This window comes from Aminomonas paucivorans DSM 12260, assembly GCF_000165795.1.
Lineage (GTDB): Bacteria > Synergistota > Synergistia > Synergistales > Synergistaceae > Aminomonas > Aminomonas paucivorans.
Genome location: NZ_CM001022.1, coordinates 2252071 through 2268280 on the forward strand (window position 1 = coordinate 2252071; position 16210 = coordinate 2268280).

Consider the following 16210-nt stretch of genomic DNA (forward strand, 5'->3'; position numbering starts at 1 on the left):
CCCCTCCTCTCCTACAGCAGGAAGGCCCGACGGATCTCCGCCACCTGCCGCCTGGCCTGGGCCACCACGGACTCCAGGGCCTCCGGGGCCAACCCCAGCACCTCCAGGGCTCCCCGGTCCGCCTCGGGCACGTGGACGGAGCCGCTGGTGCCCCAGCGCAGCACCCCCGTCAGCAGGTCCGCCAGGTGCACCACCGCCGCCTCCCCGGGGTTCTCCCCCTCCGAGGGGCTGTGGTGGGCCCCCACCAGGGCCCGGATGGGCTCCGGGATGTTCCATTCCGCCATGAGGCGCTCCCCCAGGGCGGCGTGGTGGAACCCCAGGATCTGGGTCTCCACCTCGAAGAGGGGTCGCTCCTGCCACAGGGCCTGCTCCATGGCCCCCGTCAGGAGCCAGGGGACTTTGTGGAAGAGGATGAGCCGCCCGATGTCGTGGAGCAGCCCCGCCACGAAAAACCGCTCCTCATGGGGAAGCCGCAGGGCGAAGGCGATCACCCGGGCCAGGACGCCACAGGCCACGGAGTGCTCCCAGAAGGACTCCATGTCCACGAACTTCGCCGGAACCCCCTTGAAGACCTTCACCGCCGAGACGGCCAGGGCCAGGGCGGTGAGCTGGTTGGTGCCGATGATGGCCACCGCCCGGGGGATGGAATCGATGCGGGTGGGAAAACCGTAGAAGGAGCTGTTCACCAGACGCAGCAGGCGCACCGTGAGGCCCGGGTCCTTGCCCACCACCTCGGCGATGTGGGTGGCGGAACTCACGGGGGAGTCGATGATCTCCCGGAGCTTGAAGTACACCGCCGGGAAGGAGACCAGGCGCACCTGGTGGCGCACCAGCTCCCGCATCCCCCCGGCCCCCAGCTCCGCCCCCCGCTCCTCCGGGAGGGGAGGGGCCTTCTCCGGCCTTTGGGGCACCCAGGGGGCGGGGACGTTGCCCTCCTTGAGGAGCCGGGTGGCCATCTCCTCCGTGGCGATGCGGGTCACCTCCCGCAGGAAGGGGTCCTCCCCGGGAGGGGGGGCCCACCGGGCCACCAGGGCGGCCGCCCGGGCCAGCTGCTCCGACTTCAGGGCCTCCTCCGCCCGGAGGGACTCGTCCTCGAAGCCCTCTACCTCCGCGTCGGTGACCCCCCAGATCTTGAACATGCGGATGTGCTTGTCCGTCAGGGCGGCTCCCGCCCCCAGGATCACCCGCCCCTCCGGGGTCCGGAGGGGCGCTTCCAGCACCATGCCTTCCTTGAGGGAACGAACGCTCACGCGGCCCATCGAGGCTCCATCCTCCGGGGCGCGATGCGGGAGCCCCGCCTACCGGCCCGGCGGAGAGGCCAGGGCCTCCGCCAGGGGAATCTCCGTCCAGTCCTGCACCTCCGGGGCCTTCAGCCACAGGGTCCGGGTCTGGGGCACCGCCACCACCTGGTACACCGTGAGGTCCGACGTGGCTCCCAGGTCGGGGATGGAGGTGTCCAGGATCTCCCGCATCCGCAGGGGGCCGATGTCTCCCTTGAAGTGCTCCCCCAGGGCCATGAGGTTCTTCCGGCGGGTGGCGGTGAGCCAGAAGGCCCGGTCCTCCGGCTCCGGCAGGCCCCAGTCGGGATCGGCGAAGTGGTTGGTGGCCACCAGCAGCCCCGGGCGGTAGGAGGCCCGACGTTTCACGTCGAACACCGGCCACTCGTAGCACCGGGCCACCCGATCGTCCGCCACGGAGACGATGTAGGCGAAGTTGGAGCGCACCGTCTGGAAGTGCCCGTCCAGCTCCTCCAGGGTGGTGCTGTCCAGGAGAAAGCCCAGGAGGGAGGCGATGGTGGGGATGCGGCTCTCGTACCACAGGGCTCCCCCGGAGGGCATGCCGTTGTTCAGCTCCAGGAAGAGGCCGTCGGCGTTGAGGGCGGTGGTGACGTAGCAGGACCCGGCGTAGCCCACCGTGGCCACGGGGCGGGATCCGTCGGCGGGGTGCAGGACCACCACGCTCAGGTAGGGGGTGAACTTCCGGAACACGGGCAGGTAGTCGTAGTTGCGCCCGAACACCAGGGGGTTCCCGCCGGTGTAGTCCCCCCAGGCGGCGATGCCCGAACAGTGGGGGCGTACCAGGGATTCCGCCGCCGTCACCTCCAGGGCGTTGAGCAGCAGGTGCTGGGACAGGTCCAGGCCGGAGGTCTCCGCCATGCCCCGAAGGAATTCCTTGAACCGGTACGGGTACAGGGCGAAGAAGGACGCCGCCACCTGCTTCAGGTGCTCCGGGTCCTGCCCCTGCTCCCCCAAGAGGGTCTCCGTCACCGCCACCCGGTACAGGTCCCGCAGCTCCTGCCCCAGGAGTTCCCCGCACCGACGCCCCATGCCCCTCCAGGACCCGGAGAGGGTCACCAGGGAAAAGACGCCGTAGCTCCGCTTCGTTCCGCCGCCTTGGTCCATGTCCCTTGCCTCCTCGGCTCGCTCATCGCTTCTGCAAAGTGAAGTCATCGTATCGCCCGGAAGGACGGTGTCAACGGGTCGGCACCGGGAAGACGCGCACCGAAACCTCCGTCCCCGTCACGTCCACCCGGAGGAAATGGAAGAACCCGTGGGCGGGGTCCTTGTCGTACAGGTGCGCCCCTCCCCCTCCCGTGACGGTGAAGGGCACGCCGCCCCAGGCGCCGTCGTACCAGCCGTGCACGTGGCTGGCGAAGACCCGGGTCACCCGCCCCTCCCGGAAGACCTCCAGCAGCTCCCGGGCCCCTCGGGGGTCCATGCTGTGCCCCGAAACCTCCTGCCCCTTGCGGGGGTCGTAGAGGGGCTGGTGGCAGAACACCAGCCGAAAGCGAGCGTCCCGCCCCTCTTCCAGGGCGGAGCGCAGCCAGGCCAGGCGCTTCTCCCCCAAGGGGCGTCCGTCGGCGTTGTCGAGGAACAGGAAGAGCCCCCCTCCGTAGCGGAAGGCCCCGTCGAAGCTCTGGCCGAACCGCAGGGCGAAGCGTCCCCGCCCCCGGTCCACCAGCTCGTGGTTGCCCATCACCGCCAGCACCGGACGCCCCAGGGAGTCCAGGCTCCGCTGGACCTCCTCGTACTCCTTCGACGTGCCCCGATTGGTCAGGTCTCCCAGGTGGAAGACGAAGTCCCCCGACACGGGGCGCATCTCCTCGGCCACCTGAGGGAACCGGGAACGGGGGCCTCGGCTGTCCCCCACCACGAGGAAGGAGAAATCCCGGTCCCCCGGATCCCGCGCCCGGATCGCCTCCAGGGCCCGATCGTTGCTTCCCAGGGTCGCCGCCGAAGCGACGGCGGCCCATCCCAGCACCAACAGGAGCCCCCACCAGCCGACGTCTCGCCGTCTCCTCATTCCGTCCACTCTCCTCGCGGCTCTCCCGAACCCCCTGATCCTACCGCACCACGGCACCCGTGAACACCGCGGGATGACGGAAGCGCAAGCCCGGGGTATCCTGATGGATCAAGACCCAACCTGAGGAAACGGGAGGAACCCCATGGAGCTGGACCTGACCGAACCGCTGAACCTGCTGCGCCGCCACGAGGGGGAGGTACGTCACTTCGTGGCCCTCCTGGCCACCGCCAACACACGGGCCCGCCTGACGGGCCCCACGGACGAACTCGTCCTCTGGGAAGACCACGTGGTGGACTGCGCCGCCGCTCTCGCCCTGCTCCCCCAGGGGGGACAGGTGATCGACGTGGGCACCGGGGGAGGCCTGCCGGGGCTCGTATGGGCCCTCTGCCGCCCCGACGTGGCGGTCACCCTGCTGGACAGCGTGGAGCGCAAGTGCGCCCTGGTGGGGGAGATGGTCCAGGTCCTGGGGCTGCCCCCGGAACGGGTCCAGGTGGTGTGCGAACGCTCCGAGACCTTCGCCGCCCGCAACCGGGAGGTCTTCGACCTGGCCTCCGCACGGGCGGTGTGCGAGGCGGGGGTGCTGGCGGAGGTTCTCTCCCCCCTGGTGCGTCCGGGGGGACACCTGCTGGCCTTCAAGGGGCCAAGGGCGGAGGAGGAGCTGGAGGGAGGCCGGGAAAAGTGGGATCGCCTGGGCCTGGGGGAACCGGAGCGGCTGGGTTACGACCTGGGGGACAAGGTCCGGTGCTTCGTGCGATGGGAGAAGATCGCCCCCTGCCCCTCCAAGTACCCCCGTCGGCCGGGGATGGCGGAAAAACGCCCCTGGTACCGATAGAGGACGAGGCCCCGCCGGGACAGATCCGGCGGGGCCTCGTCCTTGCTGTTTTCTATTCCTGCCCTACCCCTGCCGCATGGCCTCCTGGGCCTGGAAGAGCAGCCCCAGATAGGGATCGTCCACCCCGTTGTGGGAGGGACTGTGGATGAAGTACCGGGCGAAGAGGTCCTGCACCGTCTCCCGCCGCGTCACCACGTCCACGAACCGCTCCGCCAGGTGCAGGGGGGAATCCCCCTCCGTCACCACCTGGAAGCCCAGGATCTGCCCCGGCGCGAGGCCCTCGTTCCCCGGAGCCGCCACGGTGAGCCGCCACACCCCGTCCCGACCCGCCATGAAGGGGTCCCGAGACCGCACGGGCTGGGACAGGGGGAAGGCCCGGATACCCGCCCGGGTCGCCGCCTCCAGGGTCCAGCCCACGCTGCCCCAGTGGAGGCCGAAGATCTCGCTGACCCCCCAGACCGTGGCGGGGGGCAGGGCCATGGGCATGCCCACCAGGTTCGCCGCCGCCACCAGTGCCTGCCTCATGGCCAGGGTCCCGATGAGAGGCAACAGGGAGCGCCCCGTAGCGGCGTCGGGGATCTGCGCCGCATCCCCCACCGCGTAGACCCCCGGGAGGTTGGTGGCCATGCGGGAGTCCGTGAGGATGCCCCGATCCGTCGCCACCCCCATGGCCCGGGACAGGTCCAGCCGCGGCCGGACCCCCGAGGCGAAGACCACCCCGTCCGCCTCCAGGAGCCTGCCGTCCTCCAGGCGCAGCCCCCCGGGCTCCACCGCCGCGGCCTTGACCCCCGTGAGGACCTCCACCTTCCGGCTCCACAGGGTGTTCTCCACCACCGCCGCCAGTTCCGGATCCAGGGCGGCCACCACGTGGTCCAGCACCTCCACCAGGGTCACCGCCACGCCCCGGTCCGCGAAGGCCTCCGCCGTCTCCAGGCCGATGGCCCCGGTACCCACCACCACGACCCGGTTCGCCCACCCCGCCAGCTCGTCCAGGTCTCGGGCGTCCCGGGCCCCCCGGAGGACGTGGACGTTCTCCCCCAGTGCCCCCCGAGGGACCAGGCGGTTCCCCACCATCACCGTGGGACCTCCCTCTCCGGGGGCGTCGCGAAGCACCCCGGGAAGCTCCGGAAGCCAAGGGGCGGCCCCGGGAGCGAGGATCAGGGACTCGTAGGAGACCCGCACCTCTCCGTCCCGGGTCACCACCTGAGCCGTCCTGCCCTGGGGGTCCACGGAGTGTGCAGTCCCCCAGATCACGTCCTTGGGCATGTCCTCCGGCAGACGGGGGGACCGGGCCAAGTCCACCACCACCTTCTCCGGCCCGTCAGGGACCAGGCGTCGCCCCACCCCGTAGGGGAGACTGCAGATCACCGTGGGCTCCTCGTCCGCCACCAGGGCGACGGAATCCACCCCCATGCGCCGCAGGGCCATGTAGGCCACCCTCCCCCCCGGACCGCCTCCCAGGATGAGGACCTTCGCCTTCCGTTCCTCCATGCCGTACCCCTCCTCGCGCTGTCTTGATTTTGTCAAGCATATACCACCATAGGGTATACGTCAAGACCCGAGGCTACCCTCGGACCGACGTGGATTGACGGAGGATTGACATAGAACATGGAAGATCGGTATGATTTTCCACAGTCCACTGTTTCGTTAAATTGTTAGCCCTACCCCGGCGGGAACGGCCCGTCGGGAACACCCCGGCCTAGACACTCCCCACGGAATCGAGGCGGTCCCCTTGCCCGAAGACCAGGAACGCCAGATCCACCGCCCCCGCGCCCGGGCGCTCCTCTCCCGGGGCGTTACCGCGTGGGCGAGGCTCCTGCTTCTGGTTCTGTGGGTCTGGACCTCCGGGGCGTCTGTCTCTCAGGGGGCGGAGGGCCTCCGGGTGGTGCGCTTCGGCGTGACGGAACACCCGCCGGTGTTCTTCCGGGATTCTTCGGGAGAGGCGGCGGGCTTTCTCCCGGACCTCCTGCGGGAGATCGCAGAGCGGCAGAACTGGAAGGTGCAGTTCGTCTTCGCCCACGGGGACAAGCTGGTGAAGATGCTCCAGGCAGGGGAGCTGGACCTGTTGAGCATGGCCCCCACCCCCCGGCTGGAGGAACGCTTCGACTTCGGGAAGGAACCGGTGTTCTCCACCTGGTACACCTTCTACACCCTCCCGAACCGAAGCCTGTCTTCCTTCCAAGATCTGGGGGGCAAGCGCATCGGCATCCAGGGGGGGTTCTACGCCCTGGTGGAACTGACGGAGATCCTCCGCCAGACCAAGACCGACGCCCGCATCCTCACCTACCCCACCATGAGGGAAGCCTTCCGGGCCCTCCTGGAGGGGAAGGTGGACGCCTGCGCGGCGGAGCAGCTGACCTCCCTGGGGGACACCCGGGAACTTTCCCTGAGACGGAGCCCCCTGGTCTTCGCCCCCGCTCGGATCTTCTTCGGTACCACCAAGGGAAAGAACGCGGACCTGCTTCAGGCGCTGGACCGGGAGCTTCACGCCCTGCGGGAGACCCCCGGGTCGACCTACGACCGCCTGCGGAGCCGCTGGTTCTACGACGAGAACCTGACCTTCTTCCCCCGCTGGGGGCTCTCTCTTCTCCTCGGCGCGGGGGGGCTCATCCTCCTGCTGATCGCCCTGATCGCTCTCTGGCACAAGAAGGACCAGCGCATCCGCCGGCAGGGACAGCTCCTCGCTCAAACCCTGGCCTTCGAGCAGACCCTGGCTGCCTGCGCCCGGGACCTGCTGGCCCGAACCGCCCCGGACACCCTGGAGCGGATCTGCCGCCACCTCCAGGAGGCCGCGGGAGCCCAGAACCTGATGGTCTGCCAGTGGAAGGCCCAGGGGGAGGAGGACTCGCCCCAGCCCCCCTTGCGGACCGTAACGGTGGCCACCTCCGGATCCACCCCTCCCCCCTTCCCCACCTGTCCCTTCTCCGTGGCGGGCCCCGAGGACGAGGCGTCCCAGGGTCTGTCCCTCCGCTTCCCCCTGAACGCCTCGGGAAGCTGCCTCTGCGTCCGTTTCGCCCCCTCTCCCTGTGGCACGGAGGAACCACCCATCCCCCCGGCTCTGGAGAACTTCCTGGCCGCGGGGGCCAGCCTGATCGACCTGTTCCTGCTCCGCCGGGACATGGAGGAACAGCTGCTCCACCAGGCCCAGACGGACCCGCTGACGGGAGCGACGAACCGCCGGGCCTTCTTCGAGGCCGTTGCCCGGGAGATGCACCGAAGCCGCCGCTACGGCGTGCCCCTGTCCCTGGTGGTGCTGGACGTGGACCTGTTCAAGAGGGTGAACGACCGTTTCGGCCACGATGCGGGGGACACAGTCCTGCAGCGCCTGGTCATCGCGGCGCGAAACACCCTCCGGCAGGAGGACGTGCTGGGCAGGCTGGGGGGAGAGGAGTTCGGGATCCTGCTCCCCGAGACCCCCCTGAAGGAAGCCTGCGCGGCGGCGGAACGGGTCCGGATGGCCGTGGAGAATCTGCGTCCCCTGCCTTCCGCCCCCTGCCCGGCGGGGAAGGGCACGGAGCCCCGGGTCACCGCCAGCTTCGGCGTGGCCTCCCACCGCCCCGAGAAGGACGAGGACGCCCAGTCCCTCTACCGGCGGGCAGACAAAAACCTCTACCGGGCCAAGGCCGCAGGGCGAAACCGGATCGTCTGGGACCCCGAACCCTCCGCCCCGAAGCGCTAGCCCCATTTCACGGGCTTCCGGAAACCCCGGAGCGCCCCATTCTCTCCGATCCACCCAAACCCCCGTTTCCCGCAAAAACAAAAGATGAATCCCCGTTAAAACACTGCACTTTCAAACCTTCTCGACGACTTCCTCGGGTATTTCTAAAATGGGAACAATCGCACAATCTCTTCCCACGGGAGAACCGAAGCAAGGGGGAGGGTTGCCCATGTCCCGCGGAACCGTTCCGATCACTTCGATCCCCTTTCGTCCCTGAACCGGAGCCCCACGGCCGAGTTCGGCCGGGTCTTCGTCGTCCTCCGTCCCTTGGGCGGCTGTCTCGCACCCCTTCCTTCCGCGTTCCCGGAGAAGGGGCATGATGGGTTTTCCCCTGTTACCCCAGCTCTGAACCGCCCCTCCTCGGCCGAGTTCGGCCGATCCGGGGGGCCTGCATCTTCTGCACCCTCTTCCGAGGGGAGACCCAGCGGTGCCTCGGACTCCCGCGGCACCCCTCGTGGTTCGATGCCCAGCTCCAAGCGCGGAACGCGGCATCGAGGTTTCCTCGTAAGGAGGCGCAGGTCATGGATCTTCTTTCCTTGGTACAGGACATCAACGGCATTCTGTGGAACTACGTTCTCATCTTCCTTCTCTGCGGCACGGGAATCTACTACACCTTTCGGCTCCGGTTCGTGCAGGTCCGGCTCTTCGGAGCCGCCTTCAAGAAGGCCTTCGGAGGCCTGAATCTCTTCGGCGAGCGGGCGGGCAGCGACGGCATGTCCTCCTTCCAATCCCTGGCCACCGCCATCGCCGCCCAGGTGGGCACGGGGAACCTGGCGGGGGCAGCCACGGCCATCGCCATGGGAGGCCCCGGGGCCATCTTCTGGATGTACCTGGCCGCGTTCTTCGGCATGGCCACCAACATGGCGGAGGCCATCCTGGGTCAGGTCTACAAGACCCGGGACGACCACGGACAGATCACCGGCGGCCCGGCCTACTACATCCGGGACGGCTTCGGCAGCCCCGCCCTGGCGACGTTCTTCTCCGTGGCCATCATCGTTGCCCTGGGCTTCATCGGGAACATGGTGCAGTCCAACTCCATCGCCGACGCCTTCCACACCGCCTTCGGGGTGCCCCACCTGGGAGTCGGGATCGCTTGTGGTCTCCTGGGCGCCTTCATCTTCATCGGGGGCATCGGCCGCATCGCCTCGGTGACGGAGAAGATGGTCCCCCTCATGGCAGGGCTCTACCTGGTGGGCGGTCTGGGCATCCTGGTGTTCCACGCGGGAAGCCTGATCCCCGCCATCAAGTCCATCTTCATCGGGGCCTTCGACCCCGTAGCCGCCACGGGAGGCATCATCGGCGCCACGGTGAAGCAGGCCATGCGGTATGGCATCGCCCGAGGCCTCTTCTCCAACGAGGCAGGCATGGGCTCCACCCCCCACGCCCACGCGGTGGCCAAGGTCCGCATGCCTGCGGAGCAGGGGCTCATGGGCATCGTGGCGGTGTTCATCGACACCTTCGTGGTGCTGAACATGACCGCCCTGGTGATCCTCTGCACCGGCGTGCTGGACGGAAAGACCACGGGCATCGCCCTGACCCAGGCGGCCTTCACCGTGGGCATGGGCGCCTTCGGCAACCCCTTCGTGGCGGTGTGCCTGCTCTTCTTCGCCTTCTCCACCATCGTGGGGTGGTACTTCTTCGGGGAAGCCAACGTGAAGTACCTCTTCGGCACCAAGGGGCTCATGCCCTACCGGATCCTGGTGGTGGGCTTCATCATCCTGGGGGCCACCCTGAAGGTGGACCTGGTGTGGGAGCTGGCGGACACCTTCAACGGCCTCATGGTGCTGCCCAACCTGGTGGCCCTCATCGGGCTGTTCAAGGTGGTGGCCAAAGCCGTCTCGGAATACGAGGAGGACGGCAAACTGAAGGCTCACTAGACTGCTTCGGCACCCCGAGGGACCCCGGGCCTGCGCCCGGGGTCCCTTGCGTTTCCCCCTGACGGAAGTCCTGGAGGACGGGGGAATCCGGCTGCTCTACCAAATCACCGGATGAACCACTTCCCGAAGGGGAGATGACCTCCCATTGTCCCTCCCCGAAAGACCGGGTAGAATGAGCGCGGGTTTCGCCGCGAGGCGAGACCGTCGAATCCAGACAGACAGAAGGAGGAGAGATCCATGGCCAAGGCCGTAGTGGATAAGGATACCTGCGTGGGCTGCGAGGCCTGCGTGGGCGTGTGCCCCACCAGCGCCATCAGCATGGAGGACGGGAAGGCTCAGGTGAACGCCGACACCTGTGTGGAGTGCGGCGCCTGCGTCGCCACCTGCCCCGTGAGCGCCATTTCCCAGTAGAGCCGCCCCTTTTTCGCTTTCCCGCAGGCCGGGCCTTGGGTCCGGCCTGCTCTCGTTTCGGGAGGGATTCCCATGGACCCGATCCGTTCCGCCCTGGAACTGGCCCGGACCCTGTCCCGCCTGGGGCACCCCGCCGTCCTGGTGGGAGGCGCCGTGCGGGATCTGCTGCTGGGAAGGACACCCCACGACGGGGACCTGGCCACGGCGGCCCCTCCGGAGGCGTTGGAAGCCCTCTTCCCCTCCCTCCGTCGCCTGGACCGCCCGGGAGGCACCACCTTCCTCCTCCCCGGCCCCGAGGGGCTCCTCCACGAGACCGTCTCCACCTTCCCCGGAACCCTGCAGGACGACCTGGCCCGGCGGGACCTCACGGTCAACGCCCTGGCCCTGGACCCCCGTGGACTTCTCCTGGACCCCACGGGGGGGCGGGAGGACCTGCTGGCTGGACGGCTTCGCTTCACCGGCGAGGGCGCGGACCGCCTCCGGGAGGACCCCCTTCGGGCCCTGCGCCTGGCGCGCTTCGCCGCCCAGATGCCCGGCTTCGCCCCCACCCCCGACGCCGTCCGCTGCTGCCGAGAGTTTGCCTTCCCCTTGGGGACCCTGCCCCCGGGCCGCAGGGGAGGAGAACTCTGGAGGGCCCTGGGGACGGACCCCGCCCGGTTCCTTCGCTGGGTCCGCCTGCTGGGGCTTCGGGACCCCTTTCCGGAGCTGCCCCCCCTCCCCGCCTCGGCTCCCCCGTTTCTGCGCCGAACCTGCGCCCGCACCTCCGACCCGGTGGCCCGGGCCGCCGCCCTGCTGGAAACCCTGCCGCCCCAGGATCCCCCCGCCCCTGCGGAAACTCTCCTCTCCCTGGGGTGGCCCCGGGGAGCCCTGCGAGACCTCCTGGCGCTTCTCTCCCTTCCTCGGGACGGGGAGATTCCGGACACCCCGGCGGCGCGACGCCCCCTGAGGCAGGCCTCGCCGGAGAACCTCCGACGCTGGCTTCTCCTGGACTCCCTCCGGGACGCCGCACCCTCCCCGAACCGCCGGGCACTGCGGGAAGCGGCGCTCCGTCGCCTGGCCCTGCCTTCCCGCCCTTCCCTCTCCCCGAAGCTGGCGGCCCACCTGGAGGCCCTTCCCCCGGACCTCCGGAAAGAGGCCGGAGAGGCCGCCCAGGACCGGGCCTTCCTGGAGCCGGGCATGGGCTTCGAAGAAGCGCTGGTGCATCAGCTTCGGGCCCTGTCGCCCCCCCGCGTCGATGCGATGGGATGATACAATGGCCCCACGATAGGGACCCTCCCGATCCGGGAGCGGGAAGCCATCGAAAGCCCCGTAGGGGGCGTGAATCCACAGGGAGGGATGGACCGCATGGTTCCAGGGAAGGATCGGAAGGGGCTTCGGGGACGCTTCCTCGTCGCGGCGATGACGCTGGCGCTGTTGGTCGTGGCCGTCGGGGCGGAGGCCAAGCCCCGGGTGGCGGTACTGGATTTTCAGGACAATTCCGGGTCCGGGGCCCCCGCCAAGGCCATCACGGACATGATGACCACGGAACTCTTCAACACGGGGATGTTCACGGTGGTGGAGCGAAGCCGCATGGACGCCCTGGCGACGGAGCAGCGCCTGGCGGGCCAGGGCCTGGCGGACAGCACCACGGCGGTGCAGATGGGCAAGGTGCTGGGGGTGGACTACCTCCTCACCGGCTCCGTCACCCAGTACAAGTACGAGGCCTCCGGCGGCGTGATCCCCCTGCCCTTCGGGAACTTCAGCGGCGTGGCGGTGGGCTCCGAGACCGCCTACGTCACCCTGGACGTGAGGATGATCAACGCCCAGACCGGGGAGGTGCTCCTCACCGCCAAGGAGGAAGGGGCGGCGAACCAGAGCCAGGGAGGCCTGGCCTACGACTGGGCGGTCTTCGGCACCGGCAAGGCCGGGGGCATCCTGGGACAGGCCACCTACAAGGCGGTCACCAAAGTGGTGACCAAGCTCAAGACCCAGACCGCCATGCGGGGAGGCGGGGACGTGTACAACGTCCTGGCCGAGGCGGCCAAGACCGTCACCCTGGACGCGGGGGCGGTGAACGCGGGAGCCCAGGTGGGACAGCTCTACCTGGTCTACGCGGAGGGCAAGGCCGTGCTGGGCATCAAGGGGGAGATCCTGGACGTGGAGAAGATCACCCTCGCCCTGGTGAAGCTCACGGACGTGCAGCCCAAGTACTCCCGGGGGGAGATCGTCAAGGGAGTGGACGTGCGCCGGGGAGACAAGGCGGTTCCCTTCCACGGGGACCCGGAGACGGTGAAGATCGGCATCCGCTGATCCGAAGGAGGCTCGTCCCATGAACGGTTCCACCAAGCGCGCTCTGGGCGTCCTGGCCCTCCTGGGAGCCCTCCTGACCCTGGCCGGGGCCGCCTCGGCGGCTCCCCTGCCTCCCCACAAGCGCATCGCCGTGGTGATCTTCGAGCAGGCCAGCGGGTTCTTCCGCCAGGGCCTGGGGGTAGGGGCGGCGGAGACCCTCATCACCCAGACCCTCATCGGCAACGGCTACCCGGTGGTCAACGCCGCCCAGGTGGAGAAGATCAAGAAGGACAAGCGGGCGGAGCTGCTGGCCCAGGGGAACAAGAAGGCCATCAGGGAGCTGGGGAAGATCTACGACGTGAAGATTTTCCTGGTGGGCCGGGCCACCCTGGCGGAGCCCATGAAGAACGACTTCGGCACCTACACGGGCACCGCCACCGTGGCGGTGCAGGCCTACTCCACCTCCGACGCCAAGTACCTGTTCAGCGACATGGCCTCGGGGAAGGAGCTGGGGGGCACCCCGGACGAATCGTCCCAGAAGGCCATCGAGGCGGCGTCCCGCATCATCGCCGCCAACCTCCTGGCGGGAGAAGGCAAGGCCGGGGGCGTCTCCGGCGGCGGGGCGGCCCCCGCCACGGCTCAGGAGGTGCAGATCCTCATCACCGACGTGACCAGCTTCCAGACCGTCAACGCGGTGCTGGAGGCGGCGCAGCACCTGGCGGGAGCCCGGGGGGCGGCGGTGACCTCCTACGCCGGGGGGGTGGCCACCCTCTCGGTGCAGTACATCGGCACCCCCAAGGACCTGATGGCGGGGCTCTCCCGCCAGGGCCTGCCGGTGCGCTTCACCGGCGTCTCGGGCAACAAGATCAGCGCCACGGGGCTGTAGGGCTCAGAACAACCGGCAAACGGCCAGAGGCGGGCGGGGAATCTCCCCGCCCGCCTCGCCCTTTTCTCTCGCGGCCTTTCTCCCCTCACCCCCGCCTTCGCTTGGCCATGAGGGCGTAGGCGGACACGGAAACCAGGATGACCAGGCCGTGGACCAGGCGGGTCCAGAAGCCCACGAGGCCCGCGGTGACGATGCCCGCCTCGATGATGCCGATGAGGATGGCCCCCACGAAGGAGCCGTAGATCGTCCCCTCCCCCCCGTAGGCGGAAGTGCCCCCCACGAAGACCCCTGCGAAGACCAGGAGCATGTATCCCTCCCCCTGGGTGGGCCACCAGTTGTTCAGCTCCAGGGTGGCCAGAAGCCCCGCGAAGGCCGCCAAAAGCCCCATGAGGGTGAAGGCCCCCACCCGGACCCGATCCACCGGGATGCCCAGGGAGGACGCGGCCCGGGGGTTGTCCCCGATGAAGAGGAGGGCGTCCCCGAAGGGGTGCCGGTGGAGCAGCAGGGCCAGCCCCACCCCCAGGGCCAGGGCCCAGAGGGATTGGGCGGGGATCTCCCAGGGTCCCAGACGCCCCACCAGGAGGGTGTGCAACCCCTGGCCCCGGAGAGCGTCCAGGGGGATGGCCAGGCCGTCTGCCAGCAGGAGGATCAGGCCCCGCCAGAAGAACTGGGTCCCGATGGTGGCGATGATGGAGGGGACCCCCACCTTCACCGTCAGGAGGCCGTTGAGAAAACCCATGGCGGCCCCCGCAAGGAGCGCCGCTCCCAGGGCCGCCGCCGGGGACCACCCCGCCTGGGCGTGGAGAAAGGCGAAGACGTAGGCCGCCGCTGCGGAGACGGAAGGGAAGCTCAGGTCCATCTCCCCCAGCACCACCAGAAGGGTCATGCCCAGGGTGAGCACCAGGGTGACGGGGATGGTGGAGAGGAAGGAGTTGTAGATGCGCCCGTCCAGGAAGGCCTCGGGGCTCGCCAGGACGAAGACGCCCCACACCCCCGCCAGGGCCAGGGTCACCAGGAGCTGGCGCCGGAAGCGTCCCAGGAGGAGGTCCATCACGCCCCTCCTCGGGAGCCCAGGAGGAGCCGGTCCGCCAGGGCCGAAAGGCTCGTCCGGGAACGCTCCAGCACCTCCGCCACCCGCCCCCGCTCCAGGAGGGCGAACCGGTCCGCCACCCGGTGGACGTGGTGCAGCTCGTGGCTCACCAGGAGACAGGAATGCCCCTCCTCCCGCAGGCGCTCCACGAAGGAGAGGACCTGCTCCGCCTCCCCCGCCCCCAGGGCGGTGGTGGGCTCGTCCAGCACCAGGATGGGGGCCCGGAAGTACAGGGCCCGGGCGATGGCCAGGCCCTGCCTCTCCCCCCCGGAGAGGGTGGCGGCCCGGGCGTCGGGGTGCATCCCCGCCCCTTTCAACCCGATCACGTCGGACAGGAGACGCTTCGTCTCCTCCCGCTCCCGCCTGGCGTCGATGAACCCCAGGGAGTTCTTCAGGTGGCGGCCCACGAAGACGTTTCTCCAAAGGGGCTGCTTCTCCCCGATGGAGCGCTCCTGGTGGACCGTCTCCACCCCCCGAAGTCGGGCCGAGGCCACGTCGTGGCGCCTCCAGTCCACCGGCTGCCCCTGGATCTCCAGGACGCCCCCGTCGGCGGGGTGCACCCCCGAGAGGATCTTCACCAGGGTGGACTTTCCCGCCCCGTTGTCCCCCAGAAGCGCCAGGACCTCTCCCCGGCGCAGGTCCAGGTCCACCCCCTCCAGGGCCCGCACGGGGCCGAAGGACTTGGTGATTCCCCTCATCCGGACTGCGGTCTCCATGGTCTTCCCCCTCCGTGGTGGGGCTGCGCCCCAAAAAGGGCGGGAGGAAGGATCCCCCCGCCCTCGCTTCGTCTCTTTCGTTGTGAGGCCGTCCCTACCGGATGCCCTTCTTGGCCAGGGGCGCCACGGCGGCGATGTTCTCCTGGGAGACGTAGCCCCCGCCGGTGTCCACGGTGAGGCCGCCGAAGCCGTACTTGGCGGTCTGCACGATCTGGAGCACCCCGAGGTAGCCCATGAGGTAGGGCTGGGCCTCCGAGACCAGGTTCAGGTAGCCGCTCTCGATGGACGCCGCCGTGGCGGGGTTGAGGCTGAAGCCCGTGGCGTACACCTGCCCCGGCTTGAGCTTCGCCGCCCGGAGGAAGTTCTGCATCTGCCCCGTGAGGGCTCCGTGGTCCACCACGATGAGCTTGCAGTCCTTGTTCGCCGCCAGGTAGCCCGTCAGCACCGGGGCCCCCAGGGAGGCGTCCTTGTTGATTTCGTCGGAGATCTCCAGATAGTCCACCTTGAGCCCCGCCTTCTTGAAGACCTCCAGCATGGCCCGGGCTCGCCGTCCCCGGCTCTCCAGCCTCTTGAGACCCCAGACGAAGGCCTTGTCCCCGGGTTTGAAGGCCTTGCGGCGCAGGATCTCCTTGGCCATGTCCTCTCCCTGCTTCCAGCCGTCGGGGCCCACGTAGCCGAAACCCCGGGCCTGGTACTTCGCCTGGAGCCCGGGCAGCTCCGTGTCCACGGCGGTGACGATCATGCCCTTCTTGAAGGCCTCGTCCACCAGGGGGCCGTAGGCCTTGTCCCCGGGGTGTCCCATGACCACGTAGCCCGTGGGCTTGGCGGCCAGGCCGTGCTTGAAGTTCTCCAGCATCTTCTCGGCGTTCCAGTCCGAGTAGACCACCGTCAGGTCCACCCCCAGGTCCGCCGCCGCCTGCTTGGCTCCGTTCACCACGATGGTGGTGTAGGGTTCCCCCGCCGCGCCACCCCCGTCGAACCACACCTTCATGCCCTTGCCGCTGGGGGGCAGGGGAGCGGCCACCGCCGCCCCCGCCGTCAGAAGAAGCACCGCGAGGATTCCCAAAAACCTCTTGATCATGTCGATTCATCCTTTCCCGTTTCGGGTC

Annotated in this window: 13 protein-coding genes and 1 pseudogene; 7 read left to right on the top strand and 7 right to left on the bottom strand. The window is 69.2% G+C overall.

What is annotated here, in order from left to right:
• Window positions 1–11 precede the first annotated feature (11 nt).
• The 3 genes from APAU_RS14735 to APAU_RS10675 all read right to left on the bottom strand — a co-directional run bounded on the left by APAU_RS14735 (window position 12) and on the right by APAU_RS10675 (window position 3303).
• Complete coding sequence (locus APAU_RS14735) at window positions 12–1259, bottom strand: HDOD domain-containing protein (protein WP_006301762.1); 1248 nt, start codon at window positions 1257–1259, stop codon at window positions 12–14.
• 39 nt (window positions 1260–1298) lie between these two features.
• Window positions 1299–2402: a C45 family autoproteolytic acyltransferase/hydolase gene (locus tag APAU_RS10670; RefSeq protein WP_006301763.1), complete on the bottom strand. Its 1104-nt coding sequence runs from the start codon at window positions 2400–2402 to the stop codon at window positions 1299–1301.
• Between the two features lie 70 nt (window positions 2403–2472).
• Window positions 2473–3303, bottom strand: coding sequence for a metallophosphoesterase family protein (locus tag APAU_RS10675; RefSeq protein ID WP_006301764.1), 831 nt, complete (start codon window positions 3301–3303; stop codon window positions 2473–2475).
• A gap of 142 nt (window positions 3304–3445) precedes the next feature.
• Here APAU_RS10675 and rsmG point away from each other — a divergent pair, with 142 nt between their 5' ends.
• Window positions 3446–4135, top strand: coding sequence for a 16S rRNA (guanine(527)-N(7))-methyltransferase RsmG (gene rsmG / locus APAU_RS10680; protein WP_006301765.1), 690 nt, complete (start codon window positions 3446–3448; stop codon window positions 4133–4135).
• 63 nt (window positions 4136–4198) lie between these two features.
• Here rsmG and APAU_RS10685 read toward each other — a convergent pair whose 3' ends face one another.
• On the bottom strand, window positions 4199–5626 hold the full coding sequence (locus APAU_RS10685) for an NAD(P)/FAD-dependent oxidoreductase (RefSeq protein ID WP_006301766.1): 1428 nt from the start codon (window positions 5624–5626) through the stop codon (window positions 4199–4201).
• 241 nt (window positions 5627–5867) lie between these two features.
• Here APAU_RS10685 and APAU_RS12690 point away from each other — a divergent pair, with 241 nt between their 5' ends.
• From APAU_RS12690 to APAU_RS10715, 6 genes and pseudogenes are all read left to right on the top strand, one after another.
• Window positions 5868–7814 (top strand): transporter substrate-binding domain-containing diguanylate cyclase, encoded by a 1947-nt coding sequence (locus tag APAU_RS12690; protein ID WP_006301767.1) that lies wholly within the window; start codon window positions 5868–5870, stop codon window positions 7812–7814.
• A gap of 560 nt (window positions 7815–8374) precedes the next feature.
• Entirely contained in the window at window positions 8375–9730 is a 1356-nt protein-coding gene (locus APAU_RS10695; RefSeq protein ID WP_006301768.1) for an alanine/glycine:cation symporter family protein, read from the top strand.
• A 231-nt stretch (window positions 9731–9961) separates the two neighbouring features.
• Window positions 9962–10141 (top strand): annotated as a pseudogene (locus APAU_RS10700) (DUF362 domain-containing protein); the annotation flags it as partial.
• A gap of 72 nt (window positions 10142–10213) precedes the next feature.
• Complete coding sequence (locus tag APAU_RS12695) at window positions 10214–11389, top strand: tRNA nucleotidyltransferase/poly(A) polymerase family protein (protein WP_006301770.1); 1176 nt, start codon at window positions 10214–10216, stop codon at window positions 11387–11389.
• 96 nt (window positions 11390–11485) lie between these two features.
• A complete protein-coding gene (locus tag APAU_RS10710; protein WP_006301771.1) occupies window positions 11486–12430 on the top strand; it encodes a CsgG/HfaB family protein in 945 nt (314 codons plus the stop codon).
• A gap of 19 nt (window positions 12431–12449) precedes the next feature.
• On the top strand, window positions 12450–13295 hold the full coding sequence (locus APAU_RS10715) for a hypothetical protein (protein ID WP_006301772.1): 846 nt from the start codon (window positions 12450–12452) through the stop codon (window positions 13293–13295).
• An 85-nt stretch (window positions 13296–13380) separates the two neighbouring features.
• Here the strand turns inward: APAU_RS10715 and APAU_RS10720 are convergent, their stop codons facing one another.
• The 3 genes from APAU_RS10720 to APAU_RS10730 all read right to left on the bottom strand — a co-directional run bounded on the left by APAU_RS10720 (window position 13381) and on the right by APAU_RS10730 (window position 16182).
• Entirely contained in the window at window positions 13381–14346 is a 966-nt protein-coding gene (locus APAU_RS10720) for an ABC transporter permease (protein WP_006301773.1), read from the bottom strand.
• The gene (locus tag APAU_RS14740) at window positions 14346–15101 is read right to left on the bottom strand and encodes an ATP-binding cassette domain-containing protein (RefSeq protein ID WP_006301774.1); all 756 of its coding nucleotides are present in this window, start codon (window positions 15099–15101) and stop codon (window positions 14346–14348) included. Before APAU_RS14740 ends, APAU_RS10720 begins: the two co-directional genes overlap by 1 nt.
• Window positions 15102–15195: 94 nt before the next feature.
• Complete coding sequence (locus APAU_RS10730; RefSeq protein ID WP_006301775.1) at window positions 15196–16182, bottom strand: sugar ABC transporter substrate-binding protein; 987 nt, start codon at window positions 16180–16182, stop codon at window positions 15196–15198.
• Window positions 16183–16210: the final 28 nt, after the last annotated feature.